A 316-nucleotide genomic window follows, 5' to 3' on the forward strand; every position below is an offset into this window, starting at 1 on the left:
CTCTTGGCGAAAAGAATGGGCAGGCTAGGCTTAATGAAGAAAAAGTATGTGTAGCTAAAGCGATGAGGGCGAAAGGGGTTAGCTATTCAAAAATAGCCAATGCTGTCGGAGTGTCTAAATGGACAGCAGCCAGAGCAATAAAAGGAGTGCACTGGAAAGAGGTTTGCGAAACCAAAGAGGCGCACAATGTCAATGACTGAAGTAGTAGAGGAATCGCTGAAGGCAGATGCCAGGTTCCGGCATTTGACGGTGATGCCGGAGGTTAATGAGATGGAGAAAGAGTGTATTAATCCTGATTGGCCAGACAAGAAATTCA

The 316-nt window shown here is 45.9% G+C and carries 1 protein-coding gene; it reads left to right on the top strand.

All coding sequences use genetic code 11. The annotated features are described in order from the left end of the window. A partial coding sequence (locus Q5762_RS37690) for a hypothetical protein (RefSeq protein ID WP_315896821.1) occupies positions 1 to 200 on the top strand: 200 nt, incomplete at its 5' end. Positions 201 to 316 lie beyond the last annotated feature (116 nt).

Source organism: Streptomyces sp. P9(2023) (genome assembly GCF_032436795.1).
In the GTDB taxonomy this organism is placed as follows: domain Bacteria; phylum Actinomycetota; class Actinomycetes; order Streptomycetales; family Streptomycetaceae; genus Streptomyces.